Source organism: Pseudooceanicola sp. LIPI14-2-Ac024 (assembly GCF_042188925.1).
In the GTDB taxonomy this organism is placed as follows: Bacteria; Pseudomonadota; Alphaproteobacteria; order Rhodobacterales; family Rhodobacteraceae; genus Pseudooceanicola.
The window spans coordinates 1,543,848-1,562,060 of sequence record NZ_CP170102.1 but is presented as its reverse complement, the minus strand read 5'-3'; the positions used below and the strand labels follow the sequence as shown (position 1 = coordinate 1,562,060).

At 69.9% G+C, this 18,213-nt stretch carries 25 protein-coding genes; 19 read left to right on the top strand and 6 right to left on the bottom strand.

Translation table 11 applies throughout. The features are described 5' to 3' along the window. Positions 1-12: 12 nt before the first annotated feature. Both fdhD and ACE2AC_RS07635 read left to right on the top strand, forming a co-directional pair. Complete coding sequence (fdhD, locus tag ACE2AC_RS07640; RefSeq protein ID WP_375691505.1) at positions 13-798, top strand: formate dehydrogenase accessory sulfurtransferase FdhD; 786 nt, start codon at positions 13-15, stop codon at positions 796-798. After that, positions 788-1,012, top strand: coding sequence for a formate dehydrogenase subunit delta (locus ACE2AC_RS07635; protein WP_375691504.1), 225 nt, complete (start codon positions 788-790; stop codon positions 1,010-1,012). The genes fdhD and ACE2AC_RS07635 overlap by 11 nt, the downstream gene beginning before the upstream one ends. A gap of 17 nt (positions 1,013-1,029) precedes the next feature. Here ACE2AC_RS07635 and ACE2AC_RS07630 read toward each other — a convergent pair whose 3' ends face one another. The 4 genes from ACE2AC_RS07630 to serS all read right to left on the bottom strand — a co-directional run bounded on the left by ACE2AC_RS07630 (position 1,030) and on the right by serS (position 4,948). Continuing rightward, a complete protein-coding gene (locus ACE2AC_RS07630) occupies positions 1,030-1,755 on the bottom strand; it encodes an SDR family oxidoreductase (protein ID WP_375691503.1) in 726 nt (241 codons plus the stop codon). Between the two features lie 183 nt (positions 1,756-1,938). Continuing rightward, positions 1,939-2,703, bottom strand: coding sequence for a VPLPA-CTERM sorting domain-containing protein (locus ACE2AC_RS07625; RefSeq protein ID WP_375691502.1), 765 nt, complete (start codon positions 2,701-2,703; stop codon positions 1,939-1,941). A 211-nt stretch (positions 2,704-2,914) separates the two neighbouring features. Beyond that, positions 2,915-3,619 (bottom strand): tryptophan-rich sensory protein, encoded by a 705-nt coding sequence (locus tag ACE2AC_RS07620; RefSeq protein WP_375691501.1) that lies wholly within the window; start codon positions 3,617-3,619, stop codon positions 2,915-2,917. A gap of 39 nt (positions 3,620-3,658) precedes the next feature. Continuing rightward, the gene (gene serS / locus ACE2AC_RS07615; RefSeq protein WP_375691500.1) at positions 3,659-4,948 is read right to left on the bottom strand and encodes a serine--tRNA ligase; all 1,290 of its coding nucleotides are present in this window, start codon (positions 4,946-4,948) and stop codon (positions 3,659-3,661) included. A 422-nt stretch (positions 4,949-5,370) separates the two neighbouring features. Between serS and yajC the strand changes: the two genes are divergently transcribed. From yajC to ACE2AC_RS07530, 17 genes are all read left to right on the top strand, one after another. Further along, positions 5,371-5,658, top strand: a complete 288-nt coding sequence (yajC, locus tag ACE2AC_RS07610) for a preprotein translocase subunit YajC (protein WP_375691499.1) — start codon at positions 5,371-5,373, stop codon at positions 5,656-5,658. A gap of 22 nt (positions 5,659-5,680) precedes the next feature. Continuing rightward, positions 5,681-7,312: a protein translocase subunit SecD gene (gene secD, locus ACE2AC_RS07605; protein ID WP_375691498.1), complete on the top strand. Its 1,632-nt coding sequence runs from the start codon at positions 5,681-5,683 to the stop codon at positions 7,310-7,312. Position 7,313: 1 nt separating this feature from the next. Then, complete coding sequence (gene secF, locus ACE2AC_RS07600; protein WP_375691497.1) at positions 7,314-8,282, top strand: protein translocase subunit SecF; 969 nt, start codon at positions 7,314-7,316, stop codon at positions 8,280-8,282. After that, the gene (locus ACE2AC_RS07595) at positions 8,275-9,027 is read left to right on the top strand and encodes a TSUP family transporter (protein WP_375691496.1); all 753 of its coding nucleotides are present in this window, start codon (positions 8,275-8,277) and stop codon (positions 9,025-9,027) included. Before secF ends, ACE2AC_RS07595 begins: the two co-directional genes overlap by 8 nt. Before the next feature lie 11 nt (positions 9,028-9,038). Further along, positions 9,039-9,392: an Mth938-like domain-containing protein gene (locus tag ACE2AC_RS07590; RefSeq protein ID WP_375691495.1), complete on the top strand. Its 354-nt coding sequence runs from the start codon at positions 9,039-9,041 to the stop codon at positions 9,390-9,392. Between the two features lie 161 nt (positions 9,393-9,553). After that, a complete protein-coding gene (ccmA, locus tag ACE2AC_RS07585; RefSeq protein WP_375691494.1) occupies positions 9,554-10,168 on the top strand; it encodes a heme ABC exporter ATP-binding protein CcmA in 615 nt (204 codons plus the stop codon). Beyond that, complete coding sequence (ccmB, locus tag ACE2AC_RS07580) at positions 10,165-10,821, top strand: heme exporter protein CcmB (RefSeq protein WP_375691493.1); 657 nt, start codon at positions 10,165-10,167, stop codon at positions 10,819-10,821. Before ccmA ends, ccmB begins: the two co-directional genes overlap by 4 nt. 41 nt (positions 10,822-10,862) lie before the next feature. Next, the gene (locus ACE2AC_RS07575; RefSeq protein WP_375691492.1) at positions 10,863-11,594 is read left to right on the top strand and encodes a heme ABC transporter permease; all 732 of its coding nucleotides are present in this window, start codon (positions 10,863-10,865) and stop codon (positions 11,592-11,594) included. Further along, on the top strand, positions 11,591-11,749 hold the full coding sequence (gene ccmD / locus ACE2AC_RS07570; protein ID WP_375691491.1) for a heme exporter protein CcmD: 159 nt from the start codon (positions 11,591-11,593) through the stop codon (positions 11,747-11,749). The genes ACE2AC_RS07575 and ccmD overlap by 4 nt, the downstream gene beginning before the upstream one ends. Continuing rightward, positions 11,736-12,278, top strand: coding sequence for a DsbE family thiol:disulfide interchange protein (locus ACE2AC_RS07565; RefSeq protein ID WP_375691490.1), 543 nt, complete (start codon positions 11,736-11,738; stop codon positions 12,276-12,278). The genes ccmD and ACE2AC_RS07565 overlap by 14 nt, the downstream gene beginning before the upstream one ends. Before the next feature lie 59 nt (positions 12,279-12,337). Beyond that, entirely contained in the window at positions 12,338-12,628 is a 291-nt protein-coding gene (locus ACE2AC_RS07560) for a hypothetical protein (protein ID WP_375691489.1), read from the top strand. A 102-nt stretch (positions 12,629-12,730) separates the two neighbouring features. After that, a complete protein-coding gene (locus ACE2AC_RS07555) occupies positions 12,731-14,128 on the top strand; it encodes an acyltransferase family protein (RefSeq protein ID WP_375691488.1) in 1,398 nt (465 codons plus the stop codon). Beyond that, entirely contained in the window at positions 14,038-14,649 is a 612-nt protein-coding gene (locus tag ACE2AC_RS07550) for an SGNH hydrolase domain-containing protein (protein WP_375691487.1), read from the top strand. Before ACE2AC_RS07555 ends, ACE2AC_RS07550 begins: the two co-directional genes overlap by 91 nt. 136 nt (positions 14,650-14,785) lie before the next feature. Next, complete coding sequence (locus ACE2AC_RS07545) at positions 14,786-15,091, top strand: hypothetical protein (RefSeq protein WP_375691486.1); 306 nt, start codon at positions 14,786-14,788, stop codon at positions 15,089-15,091. 86 nt (positions 15,092-15,177) lie between these two features. After that, positions 15,178-15,627, top strand: a complete 450-nt coding sequence (locus ACE2AC_RS07540; protein ID WP_375691485.1) for a DoxX family protein — start codon at positions 15,178-15,180, stop codon at positions 15,625-15,627. Next, positions 15,627-16,493 carry a VOC family protein gene (locus ACE2AC_RS07535; protein WP_375691484.1) on the top strand — a complete coding sequence of 289 codons (867 nt, stop codon included), beginning with the start codon at positions 15,627-15,629 and terminating at the stop codon, positions 16,491-16,493. Before ACE2AC_RS07540 ends, ACE2AC_RS07535 begins: the two co-directional genes overlap by 1 nt. 62 nt (positions 16,494-16,555) lie before the next feature. Next, complete coding sequence (locus tag ACE2AC_RS07530) at positions 16,556-17,047, top strand: hypothetical protein (RefSeq protein WP_375691483.1); 492 nt, start codon at positions 16,556-16,558, stop codon at positions 17,045-17,047. A 25-nt stretch (positions 17,048-17,072) separates the two neighbouring features. Here the strand turns inward: ACE2AC_RS07530 and ACE2AC_RS07525 are convergent, their stop codons facing one another. Then, positions 17,073-17,663 carry a TadE/TadG family type IV pilus assembly protein gene (locus ACE2AC_RS07525; RefSeq protein ID WP_375691482.1) on the bottom strand — a complete coding sequence of 197 codons (591 nt, stop codon included), beginning with the start codon at positions 17,661-17,663 and terminating at the stop codon, positions 17,073-17,075. A 2-nt stretch (positions 17,664-17,665) separates the two neighbouring features. Continuing rightward, entirely contained in the window at positions 17,666-18,208 is a 543-nt protein-coding gene (locus ACE2AC_RS07520; protein WP_375691481.1) for a TadE/TadG family type IV pilus assembly protein, read from the bottom strand. Between the last annotated feature and the right edge of the window lie 5 nt (positions 18,209-18,213).

The following is an 18,213-nucleotide window of genomic DNA, read 5'->3' as shown; positions in this document are numbered from 1 at the left end:
GTCTCGTCCTCCATGACCGCGTTTCGCGGCGGGCGGGTGCTGGACGCGTCCCGGATGCTGCCCGAGGAACGGCCTGTCGCCATCGTGGCGCAGGGGTCGTCGGTGGCGGTGATGATGTGTTCGCCCGCCGATCTCGAGAACTTCGCGTTCGGGTTCTGCCTGACGGAAGGGATCATCGACACGCTGTCGCAGGTCGAGAGCCTGGAGATCGCCGAGCAGGCCAAGGGGATCGAGGTGCGGCTGTGGCTGGCGTCCGACCGGGCCGAGGCGCTGGCCGCGCGGCGGCGGTTCATGGCGGGCCCGGTGGGCTGCGGCATGTGCGGGATCGACAGCCTCGACCAGGCGATGCGGGATGTGCCGCGCGTGGGGCCGGGGCCGATGTTCGACGCAAGCGAGGTGGCGGGCGCGCCCGAGGCGATGCGGGCGCTGCAGCCGATGCACGACCGGGCGCGGGCGGTGCATGCGGCGGGGTTCCTTGTTCCGGGGCAGGGGATCGTCGCAGCGCGCGAGGATGTCGGACGGCACAACGCGCTCGACAAGCTGATCGGGGCGCTGGCGCGCGAGGGCGCCGACAGGGGCGCGGGGGCGGCGGTGCTGACCAGCCGCGTCTCGGTCGAGATGGTGCAGAAATGCGCGATGGCGGGGATCCCGGCGATCGTCGCGGTGTCGGCACCGACCACGCTGGCGGTCGAGGTGGCGCAGGCGGCGGGGATCACCCTGGCCGCGGCGGCGCGCGACGGCGGCTTCGAGCTCTGGTCGGGGGCGGAACGGATTGCGGGGGAATGGCATGTTGCCTGAGAAACTAGTGATGATGGCGAACCAGATCGCCACCTTCTTCGAGACCCAGCCGGGCGATGACGGGGCCGAACGCGTGGCCGCGCACCTGACTGATTTCTGGGAGCCGCGGATGCGCGCGGCGCTGCTGGCCCACGTGGACGGGGGCGGCACCGGGCTGAGGCCGCTGGCACGCGAGGCGGCGGAACGGCTGCGGCAGCCCGAACAGGCGGAGTAGGGGGCGCCTGTCGGCCCCTAGACGTGCTGCCCACCGTTGATCTCGATCTCGGTGCCGTTCACGTAGCTCGACGGCTGGGTGCAGAGAAAGTAGATGACATCGGCCACCTCTTTGGTCTGGCCAATCCGCTTCATCGGCACCGTCTCGATGATCTTGTCGGTGCCGGGCGAGAGGATCGAGGTCGCGATCTCACCGGGGGCGATGGCGTTGACGCGAACCCCCAATGGCCCGAAATCATGCGCCATTTCGCGGGTCAGGGCCGACAGCGCCGCCTTGGACGTGGCATAGGCCGCGCCCGCGAAGGGATGCACGCGGGCGCCCGCGATCGAGGTCACGTTCACGACCGAGCCCTGCGCCGCGACCAGTTCGTCGCGCAGCCCCCGGGCCAGCACGATCGGCGCGAAGAAGTTGACGTGGAACACCTTGCCCCAGTCCATCAGGTCGGTGTCGAAGGTGTTGAGCCGCGCGCCGTCCGCGCCCTTGGGCGAGATGCCGGCGTTGTTCACCAGCGCGTCGAGGCGGCCATCGAGGCGCTCGCGGATGACCTCGACCGCGTTGATCGTGTCGGCGGGGTCCGAGAGGTCGATCTGTATGTGGTTCTCCTCGCCGCCGGGCCAGGGGCAGCTGCGGTCGAAGGGCTGGCGCGAACAGGTCAGCACCCGCCACCCCTCGGCCGAGAACTTCTTGACCGTCGCATGTCCGATCCCGCGACTTGCGCCGGTCAGCAGTAGGCTCTTCGTCATGTGATCGTGCTTCCCGCCAGAGGCCTTGATGCAGCATGACCTGACGTAGCCATCCCGGACCGCGCAGACAAGCCGGTTCACCGGGTCCGCCCCGAACGGACAGACGACAACGCCCCCGCAGATGTCTGCGGAGGCGTTTCGATCATGCGCTCACCATCGCCGCGCGGTGGCGGCGGCGCGTGCTCAGGCGGCCTTCTTGCGGCGCGCGATCAGGCCGGCGGCCCCGAGCGCCGAGATCAGCAGCGGCAGGCCCGCGGGCAGCGGCACCTCGGCCGGGGTGCTTGCGACGAAGTTGTCGAAGTAGATCGTGCGCTCGACGCCGGTGTTGTAGCCCTGAAGAATGGCATTCGCGATCGAGGTCGAGCCGTTGCTGTCGAAGCTCAGCACCTTGTCATCGTTGATGAAGATATCGAAGAACGCGCCGGACAGCGCGATTTCGAGTTTCGCGAAGGCGTCATAGGCAAACGTCGCGGCCACCGAAGTGAAAACGCCGTTGCTGTAGACCTGGAAACCGCCATTCGCGAATTCGATGATCGGGTAGGACGAAATCGCGCTGGCGGCGTCGATCGCGCTGCCCCAGATGCCCGCGATCCGCGACGCGTCGTTCTGCCAGGCGGAGTCGATGTACATCTCGACCGAGACCGAGGTCGCGCCGTCGGTGTCGTACTTGCGGCCCTGGGTGTTGTAGAACGCGCTGCTGTAGGAGCTGGTACGGTTGCCCTGTGCGTCGTCCTCGGACAGTTCGAGAGCCAGGCGGCTGTCGCCCATGAAGTCCTGCGAGGAGAACCCGGCAGGCGCATAGCGGTCGGTGTACCAGGTTCCCGCGGCCTGGCTGCTGCCCAGCACCGGGTCGGTGTCGAAGGTCTGGCTGGTGATGGTCCCCGCCTGTGCGGTTCCCGAAAGAACCGCGAGCCCGATTGCAAGGAACGCGGATTGGGCGATTTTCATGGCTAACTCTCCCCATAGTAATTGCCGGTCGGCAGAAAATCTTGGGCAAGTTAGGATTGGGGCATTTTTGTGGCAATATTGAGTTTTTAATTGCCTTTAGGTCATTTCGACTTTTCCCATGGGAAAAGCCTTAATTCACTGGCGGTTTCCATTGTGGAAACACACCATTTCGCAAAGCGGGGGCGTCCGGGGCGTGGCGGGTGGCCGGGGCTCAGGCCGCGCGGTCGCGGGGCAGGCAGAGCCAGCCGATGATCAGCAGTCCGGCACCGCCGACGATCAGGAACAGGTATTGCGGCGGAAAGAGGTTCGAGGCCATGACCCCGACCAGCGCCCAGGCGAGCGCTAGGCCGTAGAACGGTTCGGCCCGCTGCAGCAGCACGCCGATCCCGATGGCAAGCGCGAGGCAGAGCAGGCCCAGGTGGGTCGGCATCACCGGCTCCATCCCGTAGCCGGTGAAGGTGATCGCGGTCGAGACGCAGGCGGCGGCGGTCAGCCAGCCGGCGTAAAGCCCGAGGGGGGCGGCGAGCCAGGGCGTCTCGCTCCGCGGCGCGCGGAAAAGGGCCAGCACCGCGGCCACCAGCATCGCCCAGATCAGGACCGTGGCCCAGATCGGAGAGATCGTGGCCACCGGCAGCCAGGCCGCGCCGAAACACAGGCTGAGGAAGAGGGGCCAGCGGGGGTGATCCCAGGCCGGGTCATCGGCCCGCTTGGCCAGGCCGTAGACCGCGCTGACGATCAGCCAGACGTAGATCAACAGCCAGATCGAGAAGGTCCAGCCCGGCGGCTGGATCGGCGGGTCGATCTGCGGCACGGGAAACTGGTCGGGCCGGTAGCCCGCGAAGGGCGGCGACACGATCGGCGCGACCGCGAATGCGATCGAGGAGACGAGGACGAGGATGGCCTTCATGCGTTCCATGCGGCGATTACGCATGGAACGCACGGTTGGATCAATGCCTTAGACGAGGGTGCCCTCGGCGGTCAGCACGCTCTTGCCGCCCAGGTAGGGCACGAGCACCGCGGGCAGTTCGACCGATCCGTCGTCGCGCTGGCCGTTTTCCAGCACCGCGATCAGGGTCCGCCCGACGGCGAGGCCCGAGCCGTTCAGCGTGTGCACGTACTCCGGCTTGCCGCCGGCGGGGCGGAAGCGGGCGTTCATGCGCCGGGCCTGGAAATCGCCGCAGACCGAGACCGACGAGATCTCGCGGTAGGTGTTCTGCCCCGGCAGCCAGACCTCGATGTCGTGGGTCTTCTGCGCGCCGAAGCCCATGTCGCCGGTGCAGAGCACGACGGTGCGGTAGGCGAGGCCCAGCTTGTCGAGGATGCCCTCGGCGCATTTCGTCATCCGCTCGTGCTCGGCCAGCGAGTCCTCGGGGCGGGTGATCGAGACCATCTCCACCTTCTCGAACTGGTGCTGGCGGAGCATGCCGGCGGTGTCGCGGCCGGCGCTGCCGGCCTCGGAGCGGAAGCACTGGGTGTGCGCCACGTAGCGGCGGGGGAGGGAATTTTCCTCGACAATCTCGCCGTTTACGATGTTGGTCAGGCTGACCTCGGCGGTCGGGACGAGCCACCAGCCGTTGGTGGTCTGGTAGCTGTCCTCGCCGAATTTCGGCAGCTGGCCGGTGCCCAGCATCATCTCTTCGCGCACCAGGACGGGGGTCCAGGTTTCCTGCAGCCCGTTCTCGTCGACATGGGTGTCGAGCATGAACTGCGCCAGCGCCCGGTGGATGCGCGCCACGGCGCCCGAGAGCACCACGAAGCGCGCGCCCGAGAGCTTGGCCGCGGTTTCGAAATCCATGCCGGCGGCGACGCCGGGCAGCTGGTAATGCTCCTTCGCCTCGAAGTTGAAGCCCGGCGGCGTGCCGGTCTTGCGCAGCTCGACATTGTCGGCCTCGTCGGCGCCCTCGGGCACCTCGGCGAGCGGCAGGTTCGGAATTCCCATAAGGAGTTCCGTGAGTTGCGCGTCGAGCGCCTTGGCCTCGTCCTGCAGGGCGGCGACCTCGGCCTTCTTCTCGCCGACCAGCGCGCGGAGGCGTTCGAACTCGGCCTCGTCGCCCTTGGCCTTGGCGGCGCCGACCTGCTTGGAGGCGGCGTTCTGGTCGGCCTGCGCGGTTTCGGCGGCATGGATCTTCGCGCGCCGCTGTTCGTCGAGGGCCAGCACCGACGACGACAGGGCCGAGGCTCCACGGCGGGCAAGCGCGGCGTCGAAGGCGGCCGGGTTGTCGCGGATCTGGCGAATGTCGTGCATCGGGTGTCTCCCTTCGGGGTCGGATTCGTGGCCGGGTTATGCCCCGAAAGGGCCGGGCGGTAAACGGGGCGCACGGGACGTCGGTATTGCGTCGGTATCACGTCGGTATCGCGTCGGTGCGAACGGGGTGGGGGAGGGAGGGGTTAAGGCGGCGGTGGCTTGCAGGTGTCGGGGTCCGCATTCGGACGGGCAGCGCGGCCGCGGGATGGAACCCCGCCCCTTGGGAGGGGGTGTCGTCTGTGGGGCAGGGGTGCGGGGGCAGGACGGGGTGGAGTGCCGCCCCGCGCCCCCGCACGAGCGACACCTCGCCGCGGTGGTTCACCCGGCGGCAGGCATGGGCGGAGCCTTGCAATCCACCCTTCCGGGACATAGGTTCCGCCAAACTTTCGCGGGGGGTCCCCGCCGAACCCAGAGGAGGCCCCATGGACGGGAGCGCCATCGCACAATTCGTGCCGCTGATCCTGATCTTCGTGATCATGTATTTCCTGCTGATCCGACCGCAGCAGAAGAAGCTGAAACAGCACCAGGAAATGGTCAACAACGTGCGCCGCGGCGACGAGGTGGTGACCCAGGGCGGCATCGTCGGCAAGGTCGTGAAGGTGCGCGAGGACGAGGAAATCGAGCTCGAGATCGCCGAGGGCGTCAAGGTGCGCGTCGTGAAATCCACGCTCGCCCACGTCCGCAGCAAGACCGAGCCGGCCAAGTCCTGACACTACGGCCGGGGGCCGCGACATGCTTCACATCGAAACCTGGAAGCGCGTCCTGATCTGGGCGATCATCATCGCCGGATTGGTGCTCGCGCTGCCGAACGCGTTCTATCCCAGGGTCGAGCGCTACAACGACGCCGTCGCGGCCGGTGAACCTGCCGAGGGCTGGGCCGAATACCTGCCTTCGAACCTGGTGAACCTGGGGCTGGACCTGCGGGGCGGGGCGCACCTGCTGGCCGAGGTCCGCACCCAGGACGTCTATGAAAGCCGGATGCAGGGCCTCTGGCCCGAGGTGCGGGACGTGCTGCGCGACCAGCGCGACACGATCGGCACCATCCGCCTGCAGGACGGCGCGCCGGACGAGCTGCGCATCCGGATCGGCAATGCCGACCAGATGGACGCGGCGCTGTCCGCCGTGCGCGGCATCGCGCGGCCGGTGACCTCGCTCACCGGGGCGGGGGCCAACGACATCGAGGTCCGCGCCGAGGGCGACGTGCTGATCGTGACGCTGTCGGAGGCCGAGAAGGCCGCCACCGACGAACGCACGGTGCGCCAGTCGCTGGAGATCATCCGCCGCCGGATCGACGAGGTCGGCACCCGCGAACCCACCATCCAGCGCCAGGGCTCGGACCGGATCCTGATCCAGGTCCCCGGCCTCGGCAGCGCGTCGGAGCTGAAGGACATCATCGGCACCACCGCGCAGCTGACCTTCCAGCCGGTCGTGGGCCGCGCGTCGAGCGCGGACGAGCGGGTCGGCGCGGGGCAGGAGGTTCTGCCCTCGCTCGACGAGGAAGGGGTCTACTACATCCTCGAGGAGGCGCCCGTCGTCACCGGTGAGGAGCTTGTGGACGCGCAGCCGTCGTTCGACCAGAACGGCCGCCCGGCGGTCAGCTTCCGGTTCAACCCGGCGGGCGCGCGCAAGTTCGGTGACTACACCGCCGGCAACATCGGGTCGCCCTTCGCGATCGTGCTGGACGACGAGGTCATCTCGGCCCCGGTGATCCAGAGCCACATTCCCGGCGGGTCCGGCATCATCACCGGCAACTTCAGCGTCGAGGAAAGCACCAACCTGGCCGTCCTGCTGCGCGCCGGTGCGCTGCCCGCGGGGCTCGATTTCCTCGAGGAGCGGACCATCGGGCCGGAACTCGGCGCGGATTCGATCCAGTCGGGCAAGATCGCCGTGGCGGTCGCCTTCGTGCTGGTGCTGGGCTTCATGTGGCTGAGCTATGGCCTCTTCGGCTTTTTCGCGAACATCGCGCTGATCATCAACGTCGGGCTGATCTTTGGCCTGCTGTCGCTGATCGGTGCGACGCTGACCCTGCCGGGCATCGCGGGGATCGTGCTGACCATCGGCATGGCGGTGGACGCCAACGTGCTGGTGTTCGAGCGGATCCGGGAAGAGGCGCGGACGGCCAAAGGGCCGGCGCGGGCGATCGAGCTGGGCTATGAACGCGCGCTGTCGGCCATCGTGGATGCGAACATCACGACCTTCATCGTCGCCATCATCCTCTTCGTGCTGGGCTCGGGCCCGGTGCGCGGGTTCTCGGTGACGCTGGGGATCGGCATCCTGACCTCGGTCTTCACCGCGATCTGGGTGACGCGACTGATTGTCGTGATGTGGTTCGAACGGGCGCGGCCCAAGACGATCGAGGTGTGAGATGCGCTTGAGACTGGTTCCCGACGAGACCCACATCGACTTCTTCAAGGCGCGCTACGTGACCTTCGGCGCCTCGGTCGTGGCGATGATCGCCTCGATCATCATCTGGGCCGTGATGGGCCTGAACTTCGGCATCGACTTTCGCGGCGGCACGACCATCCGGACCCAGTCCGAGAACCCGGTGGTGGTGTCCGAGTACCGCGACGCGCTGCAGGCGCTGAACCTGGGCGACGTGTCGATCTCGGAGGTGTTCGATCCCTCCTTTGCCTCGGACCACCACGTGGCGATGATCCGCATCCAGGCCCAGGACGGGCAGGAGAGCGTGTCGGCCGAGACCGTGAACCAGGTCGAGGCGGCGCTGAAGGCGGTCGAGCCGACGATCAAGTTCACCTCGGTCGAATCCGTCGGGCCCAAGGTGTCGGGCGAGCTGATCCAGACCGCGATCATCGCGGTTATGACGGCGCTGGCGGCGATCCTGTTCTACATCTGGCTGCGCTTTGAATGGCAGTTCTCGATCGGTGCCGTGGCGGCGCTGTTCCACGACGTGATCGTGACGATCGGGATCTTCTCGCTGCTGCAGATCCGGTTCGACCTGGCGACCATCGCGGCGCTGCTGACGATCATCGGCTACTCGATCAACGACACGGTGGTGATCTTCGACCGGCTGCGGGAGAACCTGCGCAAGTACAAGACCATGCCGCTGCAGGAGGTGATGAACCTCTCGGTCAACGAGACGCTGAGCCGGACGATCATGACCTCGGGCACCACGCTGCTGGCGCTGATCGCGCTGCTGGTGCTGGGCGGCGACGTGATCCGGGGCTTTGTCTTTGCGATCACCTGGGGCGTCATCGTCGGGACCTATTCCTCGGTCTACGTGGCCAAGAACATCGTGCTGTGGCTGGGCGTGAAGCGGGACTGGTCCAAGCCTGACGCCAACGCGGGCAACCAGTTCGCCAACATCGATGCCTGACGGGCTGGCCCTGGCACTTTCGGTGCCGGGGCTGCCCATCCTCATCCTTGCCTACCTGATCGCCGGGCTGGTGCGCGGCTTCACCGGCTTCGGCACCGCGCTGATCGTGATGCCGGTCGCGGCGGCGTTGCTGCCGCTGCCGGTGGCGATCGTGCTCCTGTCGGTGACGGGGGTGTTTTCCTGGCCGGCGATGCTGCCGCGGGCCTGGGCGGCGGCGGACAAGCGGCAAGTCGGGGTGCTGGCGCTGGCCGCGGTCCTGACCGCCCCGGTCGGGGTCTGGCTGCTGACGGTGCTGGAGCGTGACCTGCTGCGCTGGCTGGTGGCGCTGGCCGCGGCGGTGACGCTGGCGGCGCTGGTGTCGGGCTGGCGCTACCGCGGGCGGGTCGGCTGGCCGGGGCTGGGCGCGATCGGCGGCGCGGCGGGCGTGCTGGGAGGGGCCACCGGGCTGACCGGGCCGCCGGTGATCCTGTTCTACCTGGCCGGGCCGTCGGGGGCCGAGGCGGTGCGGGCCAACACCATCCTCTTCCTGGCGGCGCTTGAGGTCGGGATCATCGTCAACCTCTTCCTGCGGGACCTGGTGACGGTGGACGCGATCTGGCTTGGCCTCCTGCTTGCCATGCCCTACCTGATGGGCGTCCTGGCCGGGCAGGCGCTGTTCGATCCCGCGCGCGAGCGGCTGTTTCGCGGGCTGGCCTATGCGGTGATCGGGCTGGCGATCCTGGCCGGGCTGCCGCTCTTCGACTGAAAGGACACGTCATGCAGATGAACGAGATCGACTATGGCCGGGCGCGGCCGATCGACGGCTACGGGCCGGGGTTCTTCCGCGTCGCGGGCGAGGTGCACCGGGGGCCGCAGATCGTGACCGCCGATGCGGTGGCGCCCTGGGCGGGGATCGAGGACCGCGAGAGCCTGGTGGCGCTGGCCGGACAGGTGGACGTGCTGTTCCTGGGCACCGGGGCCGAGATCGCGCCGGTGCCCGCGGCCCTGCGCGAGGCGCTGGAGGCGGCGGGCGTGGGGGTGGAGCCGATGCCCACGCCCTCGGCCTGCCGGACCTACAACGTGCTGCTGTCGGAAGGCCGGCGGGTGGCGGCGGCGCTGATCCCGGTCTGAGGGGCGGCGCCGGGCGAGGGGCCCGGGGGCGGACCCGGTCCGCGGCGCGCATCGCGGGGCGGGGTCGTGCCTGCGGCACGATGCCTCCGGCGGGAGTATTTGGGGCAAGATGAAGATGGGCGGGCTATCGCGGCTGCGGGTTTTGGGATAACCCGTTGGCGATGGAACTTGTCGTGGAAGATCTGGCGGTTGCGCGGGGCGGGGTGCCGGTGCTGGAGGGGGTCTCCTTCCGGCTGGCGGCGGGCCGCGCGCTGGTGCTGCGCGGGCCGAACGGGATCGGCAAGACAACCCTTCTGCGCACGCTGGCCGGGTTGCAGCCAGCGCTGTTGGGGCGGATTTCGCTGGAACGGGAAGAGATGGTCTATGCCGCCCATGCGGACGGCATCAAGTCGGTGCTGAGCGTGGGCGAGAACCTGGCGTTCTGGGCCGATCTCTACCGCACCGGCGGGATCGGGCCGGCACTCGGGGCCTTTGCGCTGGAGGGGCTGGCGGAGCGGCCGGCGGGGGCGCTGTCGGCCGGGCAGAAGCGGCGGTTGGGGCTGGCGCGGCTGCTGGTCACCGGGCGGCGCGTCTGGGTGCTGGACGAGCCGACCGTCTCGCTCGACCGGGAGGCGGTGGCGATGTTCGCGGCGGCGGTGCGCACCCACCTTGCGGGCGGCGGGCTGGCGCTGATCGCCACGCATATCGAGCTGGGGCTGGAGGCCGAGGTGCTGGACCTCGCGCCCTTCAAGGCGCGGCTGCCGGAGCCTGCCGACGACGACGGGGGCTTCCTGTGAAGGCGCTGCTGATCCGCGACCTGCGGCTGGCGGTGCGGGCGGGCGGCGGGTTCGGCCTGGGGCTGGCGTTCTTCCTGATCGTGGTGGTGCTGGTGCCCTTTGCGGTGGGGCCGGAGACGGCGCTGCTGGCGCGGATCGCGCCGGGGATGCTCTGGGTCGGGGCGCTGCTGGCCTGCCTGCTGTCGCTCGACCGGATCTTTGCGCTGGACTGGGAGGACGGATCGCTCGACCTGATCGCGACCGCGCCGCTGCCGCTGGAGGCGGCGGTCAGCGTGAAGGCGCTGGCGCACTGGCTGACGACGGGCCTGCCGCTGGTGATCGCGGCGCCGGTGCTGGGGCTGCTGCTGAGCCTGCCGGGGCCGGGATACCCCTGGCTGCTGGTGAGCCTTGCCATCGGGACGCCCGCGCTGAGCGTGATCGGCACCTTCGGCGCGGCGTTGACGGTGGGGATCAAGCGGGGCGGGCTGCTGCTGTCGCTGCTGGTGCTGCCACTCTACGTGCCGACGCTGATCTTTGGCGCCGAGGTGGCGCGGCGCGGGGCGGAGGGCGTGGCACCGGGCACGCCGCTGCTGCTGCTGGCGGCGGTGACCTGCGGCACAATCGCGCTTTTGCCCTTTGCCTCGGCTGCGGTATTGCGGGTCAACCTGCGGTGATGTGATTGGCGCGTGGGGCGCCGGCGGGATAAGGGAGCGACATGGCCTCGATCTGGGAATATGCCAATCCGCGCAAGTTCATGGCGACCTCGGACAGGGTGTTGCCCTGGGTGGCGTGGGGTGCGGGCGTGGCGCTGGCCGTCGGGCTGGTCTGGGGCTTCTTCTTCACCCCCGACGACTACCGCCAGGGCTCGACCGTCAAGATCATCTACCTACATGTGCCGGCCGCGCTGATCGCGATCAACGCCTGGCTGATGATGCTGGTCGCCTCGCTGATCTGGCTGGTCCGGCGGCACCACGTCAGCGCGCTGGCGGCGCGGGCGGCCGCGCCCGTGGGGGCGATGATGACGGTGATCGCGCTGGTGACCGGGGCGATCTGGGGGCAGCCGATGTGGGGCACCTGGTGGGCCTGGGACCCGCGCCTGACCTCGTTCCTGATCCTGTTCCTGTTCTACCTCGGCTACATGGCGCTCTGGGCCGCGATCGAGAGCGACGACGCGGCGGCGGACCTGACCTCGGTGCTGTGCCTCGTGGGGTCGGTCTTTGCGCTGCTCAGCCGCTACGCGGTGCTGTTCTGGAACCAGGGGCTGCACCAGGGCGCCTCGCTCTCGCTCGACAAGGAGGAGAACGTGGCGGACGTGTTCTATTTCCCGCTGCTGGTCTGCATCGCGGGGTTCGTGCTGCTTTTCGTGGCGCTGGTGCTGCTGGGCACGCGGACCGAGATCCGGGCGCGGCGGATGCGGGCGCTGCTGGCGCGGGAGCGGATGGCATGATGCCCGATCTTGGAAAATACGCCGACACCGTGCTGAGCGCCTACGCGGTGTCGATCGCCCTGCTGGTGGTGCTGGTCGCGGTCAGCGTCTGGCGGGCCCGGCGGGTGAAGGCGGCGCTCGAGAAGGTGGAGGCGCGACGCGATGGCCAAGCTTAAACCCCTGATGCTGGCGCCGCCGCTGATCTTTGCCGGGCTGGCGGCGGTGTTCTTTGTCGGCATGCAGCGGGACGACCCGGATGCGCTGCCCTCGGCGCTGGCGGGCAAGGCGGCGCCCGGGGTCGAGGTGACGCCGCTGGGCGACTTGCCGGGCTTTGACCGGGCGGCGCTGGAGGCGGACGGCGTGAAGCTGGTGAACTTCTGGGCCAGCTGGTGCGCGCCCTGCCGGGTGGAGCATCCGAACCTCGAGGCGCTGGCGGACGAGGGGATCACGATCTACGGCGTGAACTACAAGGACAAGGCGCCGAACGCGCTGGGGTTCCTGGAGGAGCTGGGCAACCCCTATGCCGCCGTCGGGCAGGACGAGAGCGGGCGCATGGGGCTGGACTGGGGCCTTTACGGCGTGCCCGAAACCTACGTGATCGACGGCGACGGGACCATCGTGTTGCGCCATGCCGGGCCGGTGACCCAGCGGATCATCGAGGAGAGCATCCGCCCCGCGATCGAGAAGGCCCGCGCCGGGGGCTGAGCGCCCGGCTGGCCGCGCGGCGGCGGGCGTGGCATCCTGACCGCGAGGGAGGGACCGCCATGATCACCGAGATCGTCACTTTCGACATTCCCGACGGCATGGGGCGCGACCGTGTGGTTGCGCTCTTCGAGGAGAGCGCCGTGCTCTGGCGGGCGCATCCGAAGCTGCGCCGCAAGAGCTATCTCTACGATGCCGAGGCGGGGATTGCGGGCGGGGTCTATACCTGGGACAGCGTGGCCGACGCGCGGGAGGCGCATGGCGCGGCCTTCCTCGACCGGGTGGCCGCGACCTTTGGCAGCGTGCCGCGGTTCCAGTATTTCGAGACGCCGGTGGTGGTCGAGAACCGCTGACGCGGCTCTGGCGCGGATCGGTCCGGTTTCAACGCCTTGTTGCCACATTCGTGGTGCAAGACGACGCCCGGGGGCCCGGTTTCGGAGGCGGTACGGCAGGGCATGACGGCCGGTGCATTTCGCGACGACATCCAGGGCATGCGCGCCATCGCGGTGGCGGGCGTGGTGCTGTTCCACGCCTGGCCCGCGGCGCTGCCGGGGGGCTTTACCGGCGTTGACGTGTTCTTTGCGATCTCGGGCTTCCTGATCGGCGGCATCCTGCGGCGCAACATGGCTGCGGGGCGGTTTACGCTGGGCGATTTCTACCGCCGGCGGCTGCGGCGGATCGTTCCGGCGCTGGTGGTCATGGTCACGGTGACGCTGGCGGTCGGGGCGGCGATCCTGTCGCCCGATGCCTTCGCGGAGCTGGGCCGGACGGCGGCGACCTCGGCCGTCTTCGTGTCGAACGTCGATTTCTACCTGCACAGCGGGTATTTCGACCGCGCGGCGGAGCTGAGGCCGCTGTTGCACACATGGTCGCTGTCGGTGGAGGAGCAGTTCTACCTGGTCTTTCCGCTGGCGCTCTGGGTCGTGATGGCGCGGGCGCGGCGGCGGTTGGTGGCGGTCACGCTGGGGGCGATGCTGATCTGCCTGGCGTGGTCGCAGTGGCAGGCGGTGCAGGCACCGGCTGCGGCGTTCTTCCTGTCGCCCGCGCGGGTGTTCGAGTTCCTGCTGGGCGCCCTGGCGGCCTATGCGCCGCCGCCGCGCCGGTCGCGGGAGGCGCTGGCGCTGGCCGGGCTGGTGATGATCGCTGCGGGGGTCTGGGCGATCTCGGCCGCGATGCCGTTCCCGGGGCTGCGGGCGCTGCTGCCCGCCGGGGGCGCGGCGCTGCTGCTCTGGGCCGGGCGGGGGCCGGGCGCGGGGCGGGTGGCGCGGGCGCTGTCGCTGCGGCCGCTGGTGATGCTCGGGGCGATCTCGTACTCGGTCTACCTGTGGCACTGGCCGATCATGGCCTACCTGCGCATCCTTTCGCCGCACGAGCCGGGCGCGGCGGTGATGGCGGGCGCGGTGGTGGTTTCGGTTCTCGTGGGCTGGCTGAGCTGGCGCTGGATCGAGCAGCCGTTCGCCCGGCTCGCGGTCGGGCGCGCACCGGTGATGGCGATGGGGCTGGGGGCGATTGCGGTCATCGCGGTGGCCGGCACGGCGGTCTGGCAGCGGGACGGGATGCCGGGGCGGTTCCCGGCGCAGACGCTGGCCTATTTCGACAGCGGTGCGGATCACAGCCCGTGGCGGGCAGACTGCCACCGGAGGGAGGGCGTGGTGCAGGGCTATGCCGAAAGCTGCGTGCTGGGCGGGGCCGAGGCGGCGGTGGTCGTCTGGGGGACAGCCACGGGACGGAGCTGGCGGCGGCCCTGTCGGACGCGCTGCCGGTGCGGCAGGTCACCGGGTCGGCCTGTCCGCCGGTGCTGGGGGTGGATTTCCCGCGGCGGCCGCTGTGCCGGGGTATCAACGACGCGGTGATCGCGGCGCTGGCGGCGGACCGGACCGCCCGGGTCGTGGTGCTGGCGCTGAACCGCGAGGCCTACGGCGAGGTGGATGAGGCTGCCCTGCAGGCCGGGTTCCGCCGGTCGGTGGAGCGGCTGGCGGCGCAGGGCCGGGCGGTGGTGCTGGTCGGGCAGATCCCCAACGCCGGCGTCGATGCCGGGCAGGTGGCGGGGATCGCCGCGCGGCTGGGGCGCGACCCGGCGCGGATCGGAAACGCGCTGTCGCGCAGTCGCGCGCAGGTGGCGGGTTGGGACGAGGCCGAGGCGGCGCTGGCCGCGCGGCCCGGCGTTCTGCGGTTCGACGCGGCGGCGCGGCTCTGCGACCGGGCAGCGGACCTCTGCCCGCTGGTGGCGGGGGGACGGGTGCTCTATTTCAACCCGACGCATGTGAGCATGGCCGGGGCCGAGCGGATCGCGGCGGGCCTGCTGCCGGTCCTTCATGGGCTGCTGTCACCTGAGGCGGCGGACGGGCGCACGGCGGCGGTGGCGGGGAACTGACGGCGGGCGGATGCCCAAGGGCCGGGCAGCCGGACCCGCGCCGTCCTGACATCTGCGTGACCGCCCGCGACGTCGTCTTGCCGTGCGGAGCCGGGGCGGCCATGAAGGCCGGGCAATCCGGCCCGCGGGACTTATCATGTTGCGAACACTGGTGCTCTGCCTGACCCTCGTGGTCGTGCTGGCCTCGACCTTCCGGTCGGTGCAGGCGGAGCCGTCGCCCGGCTGCGGCGGTCCGCGGATCGGGGTCGAGACCTGTGTGGCGCCCGGCGCGGTGCCTGCGCCGCGGGTGCCCGACAAGCCGGGCTGCCATGCCTGCATCCTGTCGGCGGGCATCGTCGTGGCGCCGCCCGCCGCCACCGAGATCGCGGCGGACCGCACGGCGGCCGCGGGCCATGCCCCGGGCCGGTCGGTGCGGCCGGACGACCGACCACCGCGCGGCTGACCTCCATCCCCCCTGAGACTGACACGGCGCCACCGGCGCCCGGATTTTCGCGACGCCCGCGGGCGCGCATGATGGAGACATGACACATGACGATGAACACTGACGACCGTCCGGCCCTGCTGGTGCCGGCCTTCGGCCCGCTCTACGCGGCGGCCGTGCCCCTGACCGAGCTCTGGCTGCGGGTGATCTGCGGCGTGGCGCTGATGGTGCACGGCTGGCCCAAGATCCAGAACCCCACCGGCGCGGCCGAGATGGTCGCGGGCCTCGGGTTTGCGCCGGCGCCCTTCTGGTCGGTGCTGCTGTCGGTGACCGAGTTCACCGGCGGGCTGCTGCTGGTGCTGGGTCTGCTGACCCGGCTGGCGGCGGCGGGCACCTCGGTCATCCTGCTGGTGGCGGCCTATTTCCATTGGGTCCAGCTGGGGCAGGGCTATGGCGGGGCCGAACTGGCGCTGATCTGGTCGGCGGTGACGCTGAGCTTCGTGGCCAAGGGCGGCGGGCAGTATTCGCTCGACCGGCTGCTGAAGCGAGAGCTGTGATGCGCCGGAGAGAGGTGATCAAGGGAGTGGGCGCCGCGGCGCTCACCCCCGTTCTCGCGGGCGGGGCGGCGGCGGCGAACAGCCTGCCGCTGGAGGCGCCGGTGCATGTCGGCGCGGTCGGCCTTCGCACCCGCGACGCCGAGGCGCTGTCGGCGTGGTATCAACGGGCCGTCGGCCTGGCCGAGGTCGGCCGGGCCGGGGCGACGATCTGGCTGGGGGCGGGCGGCGTACAGCTGCTGTGCCTGACCGAGGACACCGGCCTGGCCCTGGCCGGCCCGCGCGAGGCGGGGCTGTTCCACACCGCGTTCCTGTTGCCGTCCCGGCGCGACCTCGGACACTGGATCGCCATGGCCATCGACCGGCAGGTGCCGGTGACCGGCACCGCGGATCACCGGGTGAGCGAGGCGATCTATCTCACCGATCCCGAGGGCAACGGCGTGGAGATTTATGCCGACCGGCCGCAGGCAGAGTGGCAGTGGGTCGGCGGCGAGGTGCAGATGGGCACCCATCCGCTGGACGTGGACGACATCCTCGGCACGCTGGGCCTGCTGCCGCCGCGCTGGACCGGGGCACCGTCGGGCACGCGGATCGGGCATGTCCACCTCAAGGTCGGCGATGCCACGCGGGCCGGGCAGTGGTGGCGCGAGACGCTGGGATTCGACGCGGTCCGCACGCGCGAGGATGCGGTGTTCCTGTCGACCGGCGGCTACCACCACCACGTCGCGGTCAACGCGTGGATGAGCGCCGGGGCCGGGCTGCGTCCGGTGCGCGAGACGGGGCTCGACTTCGTCGACCTGCGGCGGCGGGTGCCGGGGCCGGTGGCCGAGTATCGCGATGACTGGGGCACGGTGATCCGGCTTGGCTGAGGCGCTGGCCTGCGGGCCGGAAATCCTCTATGCCCGCGCGACGGACGAGAGGGGAGGGCCGGATGGCCGGAATGACGGAAGTGGCGCGGGTCGAGGCCTCGCCGGGGCGGCGGATGTTCGGGCTGGGGGTGCTGATCTGCCTTGGCCTGCTGCTGTTCTGGCTGGCGCTGAGCCAGCCGGGCGGGTCGATGTTCCTGCGGATCGTGGTGCTGGCGATCGGCGCGCTGGCGATCTGGGCCGCGCGCGAGATGCGGCGCGCCACGGCGCAGGCGGTGATCCTGACCGAGGCCGGGCTGGTCGAGAGCACCGGCACCGTGATCGCCCCGATGGAGCAGATCGAGGCGGTGGACCGGGGGACCTTTGCCTTCAAGCCGTCGAACGGGTTCCTGGTGCGGCTGAGCCAGCCGGGACCGCGGGTCTGGCGGCCGGGCCTCTACTGGCGGATCGGCAGGCGCGTGGGCATCGGCGGCGTGGCCCATGCGGCGCAGGCCAAGGCGATGGCCGATGCGCTGTCGGTGATGCTGGCGGAACGGGCGGGCGCGGGGCAGGGCTGAGCCTGCTGCCCGCGCCGGTCAGGCGTCAGACTTCGACGCAGTTCACCGGCTCGGCCGCGTTCGAGAAGCAGACCTGTGGTGCGAAGCGCGGGCGGACGAAGGTGAAGGTGTTCATCCCGAAATCGTCCATGCCGATGGCAAAGGGGATCTGGTAGGTCGTCCAGGTCTCGAGCAGGATCACCCGTTCGTCCGAGGGGACGACCGGCAGGCGGTTGGCCAGCGTGGCCGAGCCGTCGTTGTCCATCGCCGTGGAGGGACCGCGCGATTCGGACCAGTCGACCTCGAACACGCCCGCGTCCTCGTCCCATTTCAGGACGCTGATGCGGATCGCGGTGGTGTCGTCGGACCGGATCATCGACCGGAACAGGCTCTCGGCGTTGTCGATGTAGGTGTCGTTGATGTAATCCGTCTCGCGCGAGACCATGTCGGCCAGGGTATAGGCCGCCTTCTGGTTCAGCGCCTGCTGGCGCAGCATGTCGAAGAAGCTGAACATCGCCAGGTAGGCCCAGAACAGGATCGGCAGCAGGATCACCGCCTCGATGGCGATGGTGCCGGAGGTGCCGTCACGAAACCGGCGAAGGGCGGCGGCGGGGGTGTGGATCAGGCGTCTGGGCATGGTCAGGTCGGCTCGTTCACGAAAGCGGTTGTCGCGTAGAGGCGGATGTCGCCGGCATCGTCCTTCTTGGCGTTGTAGCCGAAGCCGATGTTCGGGAAGATCGGGGTGAAGATGAAGCAGGCCCGCATCAGCATCAGTTCGCTGCGCTGCCCGTTCGAGAAGGCCAGCACCGGGTTGATCTCTTCGGCGCGGTTCAGGCAGTCGGGTTCGTTCGACAGCGTGTTGGTGTAGTTGCGCAGGTCGGTGGCCCGCAGTTCGAGCCGCAGCGCATCCTCGCAGTTCGGCAGCATCCCGGCATAGCCGCAGATCCGGTCGCGCAGGGAATCGTGGGTCACCGCGGCGCCGGTGCCGATCCGCAGGTCGCGCACAGCGAGGTTGAGCGCGTGTTCCAGCAGGGTCTGGCGGACGGTCATGATCCCCATTTCGACGCCCGACAGGAACATCGTCAGCACGACGGGGAACATGATCGCGAATTCCACCACGGCCATGGAGCCATCTTCCCTGCGCAGGAAGCGGCGGAGGCGGCGGGGCAGGCGGATGGACATCGTGA